The 6,794-nt window shown below is 42.1% G+C and carries 7 protein-coding genes; 3 read left to right on the top strand and 4 right to left on the bottom strand.

Translation table 11 applies throughout. The annotated features are described in order from the left end of the window. Positions 1 to 495: 495 nt before the first annotated feature. The gene (locus DV872_RS16160; RefSeq protein ID WP_230391585.1) at positions 496 to 930 is read left to right on the top strand and encodes a universal stress protein; all 435 of its coding nucleotides are present in this window, start codon (positions 496 to 498) and stop codon (positions 928 to 930) included. 54 nt (positions 931 to 984) lie between these two features. Here DV872_RS16160 and DV872_RS16155 read toward each other — a convergent pair whose 3' ends face one another. Beyond that, positions 985 to 2,610, bottom strand: a complete 1,626-nt coding sequence (locus DV872_RS16155) for a CTP synthase (RefSeq protein WP_114630986.1) — start codon at positions 2,608 to 2,610, stop codon at positions 985 to 987. A 137-nt stretch (positions 2,611 to 2,747) separates the two neighbouring features. Here DV872_RS16155 and DV872_RS16150 point away from each other — a divergent pair, with 137 nt between their 5' ends. Next, entirely contained in the window at positions 2,748 to 3,122 is a 375-nt protein-coding gene (locus tag DV872_RS16150) for a RidA family protein (RefSeq protein WP_114630988.1), read from the top strand. After that, positions 3,123 to 3,575: a D-aminoacyl-tRNA deacylase gene (gene dtd, locus DV872_RS16145; RefSeq protein WP_114630985.1), complete on the top strand. Its 453-nt coding sequence runs from the start codon at positions 3,123 to 3,125 to the stop codon at positions 3,573 to 3,575. Positions 3,576 to 3,792: 217 nt separating this feature from the next. Here the strand turns inward: dtd and DV872_RS16140 are convergent, their stop codons facing one another. Genes DV872_RS16140 through DV872_RS16130 form a run of 3 tightly spaced genes read right to left on the bottom strand, consistent with a single transcriptional unit; the run spans position 3,793 to position 6,753 of the window. Next, entirely contained in the window at positions 3,793 to 4,476 is a 684-nt protein-coding gene (locus DV872_RS16140) for a carbohydrate-binding family 9-like protein (protein WP_114630984.1), read from the bottom strand. Continuing rightward, entirely contained in the window at positions 4,476 to 4,829 is a 354-nt protein-coding gene (locus DV872_RS16135; RefSeq protein ID WP_114630983.1) for a hypothetical protein, read from the bottom strand. Before DV872_RS16135 ends, DV872_RS16140 begins: the two co-directional genes overlap by 1 nt. A 46-nt stretch (positions 4,830 to 4,875) precedes the next feature. Next, positions 4,876 to 6,753 carry a serine/threonine-protein kinase gene (locus DV872_RS16130; protein WP_114630982.1) on the bottom strand — a complete coding sequence of 626 codons (1,878 nt, stop codon included), beginning with the start codon at positions 6,751 to 6,753 and terminating at the stop codon, positions 4,876 to 4,878. Positions 6,754 to 6,794 lie beyond the last annotated feature (41 nt).

The following is a 6,794-nucleotide window of genomic DNA, read 5'->3' as shown; positions in this document are numbered from 1 at the left end:
CCTTTATGCAGTGCGGCTTCCCTTGCGGAAAGTCCCACTGTGCTAAAAAGAAAACTAACGTTCGGACCGTACCTAAATCATAAGATTTTCGGCACGATTCTATTTGACAGGATCGTTCCTCAGCCTTGCGGCTTGCGGTACGACCTTATCTTCGTACTACCAGTGCTTGACTTTCGTCAAATACTTTAATTTCCCTTCTCTAATTCCTTTGTAAAAGAACATTTAGCAGATCGCTTCTCGTTAAGAGTTGCTCTCTTTGTTCGTTGCGTTGTCGGCTTGTTTGCCTGAACGCTCCGTGAATATACCGTTAATACCCGTTTTTAGTCAACACTCAATTTTCTTTTTTTTGAATTCTTTTTTAAATAGCTTCTAGCTGCCTTTTCCCCTACCTACAGGCATCCCGGTTGTTTGCTTACAGAAACTATATGAGATAGGAAAAAATTAGTTGAAAGAACACTCTTTCTCAATGTAACCTACATAAGTAGGAGTACATAAATGAAAACAATATTAGTGTGTCTGGACTTTACCGAAATAAGTGATTCAGTTATGGCCGAAGCAACGAGCTTTGCAGATAAAACGGGCGCGGCTCTTCACCTTGTCTATGTATCGCCTTATAGAGGTGAGCACGCAAGTCATGTAGCTTCAGCGGAAGCACAGACTGCATCAATATCAATTAAGATGACAAAAGAGAACACAAGGATGGAATTCTATTTAAAAAGCTGCAGGGATGCCGGTATCCAGGCAGAGGGTGATATTCTCAGCGGAAATGTTTCTGATGCCATAACTGAAAAAGCAAAAGAACTTGAAATCAACTATGTCATCATAGGCTCAAGAACAACAAATGCCGCTACCCATGTTATCAAGGGAAGTGTCGGAGCGGATCTCCTTAAAAAACTTCAAAAGCCTCTTATTCTCGTTCCACATATCTGATTAAAATCAAAAAAACCGCCTGGGTTCTCCAGGCGGTTCATATTCAATATCTATTTAAATCTTGGCGGAGTTTTTCAGTGAATGTAAAATAAACTCTCTGAACAGAGGACCGGCCTTGATTGGGGAAGATGTAAATTCAGGATGGAACTGAACACCAACTCCCCAGGGATGATCAGGCCATTCCACAGATTCAACAAGAGAACCATCAGGAGTAGTTCCTGAAAGCACCAAACCGGCCTTTGCAAGATCATCTCTATATTTATTAGAGACTTCATAACGGTGTCTGTGTCTTTCGTGAATATTGGCGGAACCATAAGCTTTATAGATATGAGTCCCCTCCTCTATACGAGATTCACTCAGACCAAGACGCATTGTACCGCCGTAGGCTGTGACATCAACCTGTTCTTCAAGAAGCGATATAACAGAATGATTACCCTCCGGTCTGAACTCAGAACTGTCTGCATTTGCGATTCCCAGCATCGTTCTACTGTACTCAATAACCATGATCTGTAATCCAAGACAGATACCAAAACAGGGAATCTTGTTTTCACGTGCATATGTTGCGGTCTGGACCATTCCAAGAATCCCTCTGGAGCCAAAACCTCCGGGAATAAGAATACCATCATAGGGAGCAAAAACCTCATCAAGAGATTTCCCTTCTGCAACGATCTTTTCAACCTCTTCAGAATCAACCTTGGTCAGATTCAGTCTGACTTCATTGGCAAAAGCACCATGTACCAGAGCCTCATCAACAGACTTGTAGGCATCTCCCAGTTCAATATACTTCCCCACCATCGCAATATTGACAGTGGTCTTTGCATTCTTATGAATATCTGCCAGCTTACCCCAGGTATTTGTAATCTTGGATTTCTTGCTTCTAAGACCCATCTTTCGACAGACAACATCATCCATACCCTGATTATGATAAACAACAGGAATTTCATAGATTGTTGTATCCACATCATGTGCAGAAAGGACACAGTCATAATCAATATTAGTAAATTGAGCGATCTTACGTTTAAGATCATCCTCAAGTTCTTCCTGACAACGGCAGAGCAGAACATCCGGCTGAATACCGATTTCTCTCATCTCTTTAACGGAGTGCTGTGTAGGCTTTGTCTTCACTTCTCCGCCGGTAACTGTGGGGATAAGTGTCAGATGAACCGAAAGAGCATTTTCATGACCCTTCTCATGGATAATCTGACGAACTGCTTCCAGAAAAGGAATGGACTCGATATCTCCGACAGTTCCGCCGATCTCTACAATGGTTATATCAATTTCAGGTTTTTCACCTAAAACAAGAATACGTCTTTTAATCTCATCTGTAATATGAGGAACGACCTGAACACATTTACCCAGGAATTTTCCTTCCCTTTCTTTTCTGATAACCGCATCATAAACTTGACCTGTAGTCAGAGAATGCGCAGCACTCAGAGGAGAATTGGTAAAACGTGCATAGTTCCCCAGATCAAGATCGGTTTCTGCTCCGTCATCGGTAACATAAACCTCTCCATGCTGATAAGGACTCATAGTCCCTGCATCAACATTCAGATAGGGATCAACTTTGATCATACAAACAGAAAACCCTCTGCTTTCCAGGAGGGTACCGAGGGACGCCGAAGCCAGTCCCTTTCCAAGGCTGGAACAAACACCGCCAGTGACAAAAATATACTTTTTCATGTAGTAAAATTATTCACCGGAATCTCTTACTCTGTCAATTACACTAATTGCTTTTTTACTCAGGAATAAGTAGATTATCAGCATGATCCAGAATGGGCAGGTGCCCTTCTGGAAAAGAGACTGAGGAGAAAAGAGATATGAAAACAGTAAAAACAGACAAAGCCCCTGCCGCGGTAGGCCCCTACTCACAGGGAATTGATACAGGAGCAATGGTATTTACATCAGGTCAGCTTCCTATAGATCCTGAAACAGGCAAACTTCTGGACGGTCCGATTGAAGAACAGACCAGAAGAGCATTACTCAATGTCGAAGCCGTACTGAAAGAAGCAGGATCAGATCTGAGTAAAGTTGTAAAAGTGACTGTTTTCGTAAAAGATATGGGTAATTTTTCTAGAATCAATGAAGTTTATAAAGAATTCTTTACAGATCATAAACCCGCACGTTCACTGGTTGAAGCAGCCCGTCTCCCTCTGGACGGTGAAATAGAAATTGAAGCAGTAGCTCTCAAATAAATGAAGGCTGTTTTACAGAGAGTCTCAAGAGCATCAGTCACAATTGACAAAACAGAGACCCGCAGCATAAAAGCGGGTCTTATGATCCTCCTGGGAATCTCACCCGAGGACAATCAGGAAGATATTTCATGGCTGTCAAAAAAAATTGCAGACATGAGAATATTCACAGATTCCCAGGGAAAGATGAACCTCTCTATTAAAGAAATTGAAGGAGAACTGCTGATTGTCAGCCAGTTTACCCTCTTTGCCAGCACAAAGAAGGGAAACCGTCCCTCCTTCAGTTTATCCGCAGCACCAGAAACAGCAATCCCGCTCTATGAGAGTGTTGTCTCCGAGATAAGGGAGAGAACAGGACTGACTGTCAAAACAGGTGAGTTCGGAGCCTCAATGGAAGTGGAGATCTGCAACGACGGCCCTGTAACAATTATTATCGACTCCAAAAACAGAGAATAGACATAAATGAAGGGTTGTAAAAAAGTTTTATTAAACTTTGATCCTGAAAATCTGTTCCGTCCTGTTTTCTGTTGAACGGGTAATATAAATTCAAAGGGTTTCATATTTAATTAAGACTTAAGTGATGTTTGATTTTCGTTAACCGAGTCCTTATTGAAGCTATGAAAATTTGATTTCAGTTAAGAGCTGTATAATTTTCATCTGTCTAAAGAAAAAATCAGGAAAACCATAGCTCACCAAAATACTCGGGTCTGTGAAAATCAGGAGCTTCGGTTTCGATTTTGTTCCAGCACAGATAGTGGGGAGTTTCCAACTCATCTCCGCATTTATAGAGATTCCCCTCCATTCGGATTCCCCCGAAGGACTCAATAGTTTCATAAATAAAAACAGAAGCAGGTATAACAAGCATCAGTGACCAGGAGGCCGCCTCATCAGCAAGCCCTTCATGATAGCTATGAACAGGATCTGTACCCAGAGAGGGTATACGGATAATTCTGTTCAGAACATCCTGAGATAGAACTTCCCGCCCATTCCGTTCTGTGCCTTTCTGAATCAGACAAGCTCCCAGACAATTAAACTCAAAGTTATAATAGTAATCCCTGCCTTCTGGAGACATAAATATCTCGACACAGCTGTCCTTATACACATCTGAAAGATCCTTTGTAAAACTGCCGAGGATTTCTCTCTCTTTAACATTAAATTTCAGCAGCAGATTATCTGCAGACCAGGCAATGCGGAATTGGACATCCGGTTTATCTGTAAAATCCTTCCAGGGTGCATGCTCCAGAGACGCCGGGCGTCCCAGCTGGTCAAAGAGTTCAGAAAATTTTAGGGGATCTGATTCCAGCAGAGTGAAATCCGCTTCCACCTCCGGAATAATCAGCTTTTTGGTGCTATCCATTATACTCTCCTACCGGCTGCATCATAAATTTTTGGAAAAGGGGCCGTATTGTCCTGCAGGACCGAATATTCATCTATCTTTTTATCGATTAGAATAAAAACATTTTTTGTAGAGTTATGTTGTTTTCTATTAATCAGATAATACTCTCTTAATTCAATTTCCAGACCTTTTCTCAATGATTTCAGCATTTTCATTTTCTCTTTACCCTCAAGGAGTCTCTGTTCATCACCCCTCATAAGGTTATCTATCCGTGTCAAAACTTCACAAGTTCTGAATTCGGGATTCTGAGATTCTGCAATCATATTTACACAGGCAGGGATAAAGTCTTTGCCTCTATATTCTCTAAAAACCATAAATTATTCCTGTAATTTTTTATTTTCGAATATATCAATATCCCTTTTATGGGATCTCTATCTCTTTTCTATCCATTCCGAAAACAGGCTGCCCCTGTTTACCCGAAGTTATACGGTATACCACAATCTCCCCGGAACGAACAGTCAGTTTCTGCCGCTGTTCAATGAATCTACCGGACCATTGAATCTGATAAACACCCGGAGCCAACAACCAGCTCTCCCCTTCCATATTCAGCTTTCCGAATCTGTGAACAGAAGCCTCAGCCCCTCCATCATAGAGCCTTCTATGTCCATTGACTTCAAGTACAAGACGGTCCATATTGTGATGAACTATCAATTTTCCCGGCAGGGGGAGAAGTTCTTCGTTCAGAAGAAGCTCATTCTCATAAAAGTTCAGTGTCCTTGTAAAATCCCGCTCATAATAACCGGGAACAGCAAGTTTGAAATGATATCTCTCTCCGGAAAAGATCATACTTCCGTCACTGAAGGCAATCCAGTCTCCCCCGGAATTCTGAATAAAGAGTGAATCATCAGAGTCCAGAAGCTCTCCTGTTAATGCATCTTTTACAGAGAGTCTCAAATCCACAGGCTGTGAGATAAGAGCGGGTGCATGGAGTTCTATTTTCCGGGTTGAATCCTGAACAGAGAGCGGGGGAAGGTAAAAACTGAGCCATTCCACCCTATTTCCCCAGCGGATCATAAGTTTGTAATAAGCACTTTTCTTATAGAAAATCCTGGAATCCTTCAAATCTTCCTTATAGAAGACTTCCCCCTCGGTTTCAGACCCGCTGTATAGCTGAAGTGATTCGAAAGGGAATGATTCCCCCTGTTCCTTTGCAATAATATTGAGAGTAAAAGAGCCATAGCGCTGGGGGAGAATATATTTATATAGAGCTGCCGTTTTCCAGACGACGACAGAACCGAGCCCGATAACAAGAACAATTGATAAAACCAGCAGAGGGATAAAAGCTGCTCCCTTTCTTTTCTGCCCTATAACATCTGCAAAATCAAAGCTTTTCTGGAGACTTCCGGTCACCCCCCCGCCCGTTGATTTACCGGCTCCTCCGGTTCTGTGTGACAGCTCTTCGATTGAGAGAGAATCATTCATCCGGAACCCGGTCAGTGCTCTCAGAACTGATTCACTCCGACGGTATCTAAATATGGCCGCTCTGAATGTGGAGCGTCTGATAATACACCAACTTGAAAAACCATAATCCCTTAAAACAGAATACAAAGGGATATGTCTCCCCCCGAGAACAGCCTTTTTAAGCTCTTCAAGACTCTCTCCATAAAACAGCTTCTGCCCGGTAAGAAGCTCAAAATAACTGACCCCCAGGGCATAGATATCAGTTCTGGCAGTTATTTTACCATTGGGATTAAACTGTTCGGGAGCCATATAAGAGGGAGTACCCAGTATGGAATTCCCCTCTGCGCTCTCATTTTCATCAGGATTATCCAGCATGGCTATGCCGAAATCTCCCAACTTGACCTCTCCTTTGGAAGAAATAAAAATATTAGAGGGTTTAATATCCCGATGTATGATATTTCGGCTGTGAATATAACCGAGTGCCTTACAGCAACATCTCAGAACATAACGGATTGTCTCCCTCTGCAGAGGACCGCTCTGTTCAATAATCTGATCAAGAGAAGCACCTTCTACAAATTCCATAACCATATAATGGCGGCTGCCCTCTTTAAAATGGTCATAGACTTTAACAATATGATCGTGATTGAGATCCATCATAAGCGCAGCTTCCTGTACAAAGCGCTCGTAAAATGATTTTTTTCCCCTCAGATTAAGTTTTTTGAGTACAACCTTTCGTTTCAGAGTGGGATGAAGCCCTAGATAAACAATACTGCTTCCTCCACTGCCGAGAAGTGAGAGTATTTTATATTTACCGATTTGCTCGGGAATTTTTGCCATATTACCTTATCGGGTAAAACTGTCACTAATTGAAGGACATG

Source organism: Oceanispirochaeta sp. M1, assembly GCF_003346715.1.
Taxonomy (GTDB): Bacteria; Spirochaetota; Spirochaetia; order DSM-2461; family DSM-2461; genus Oceanispirochaeta.
Note: the sequence above shows the minus strand (reverse complement) of the source record. Positions and strands in the feature narration are given on the sequence as shown.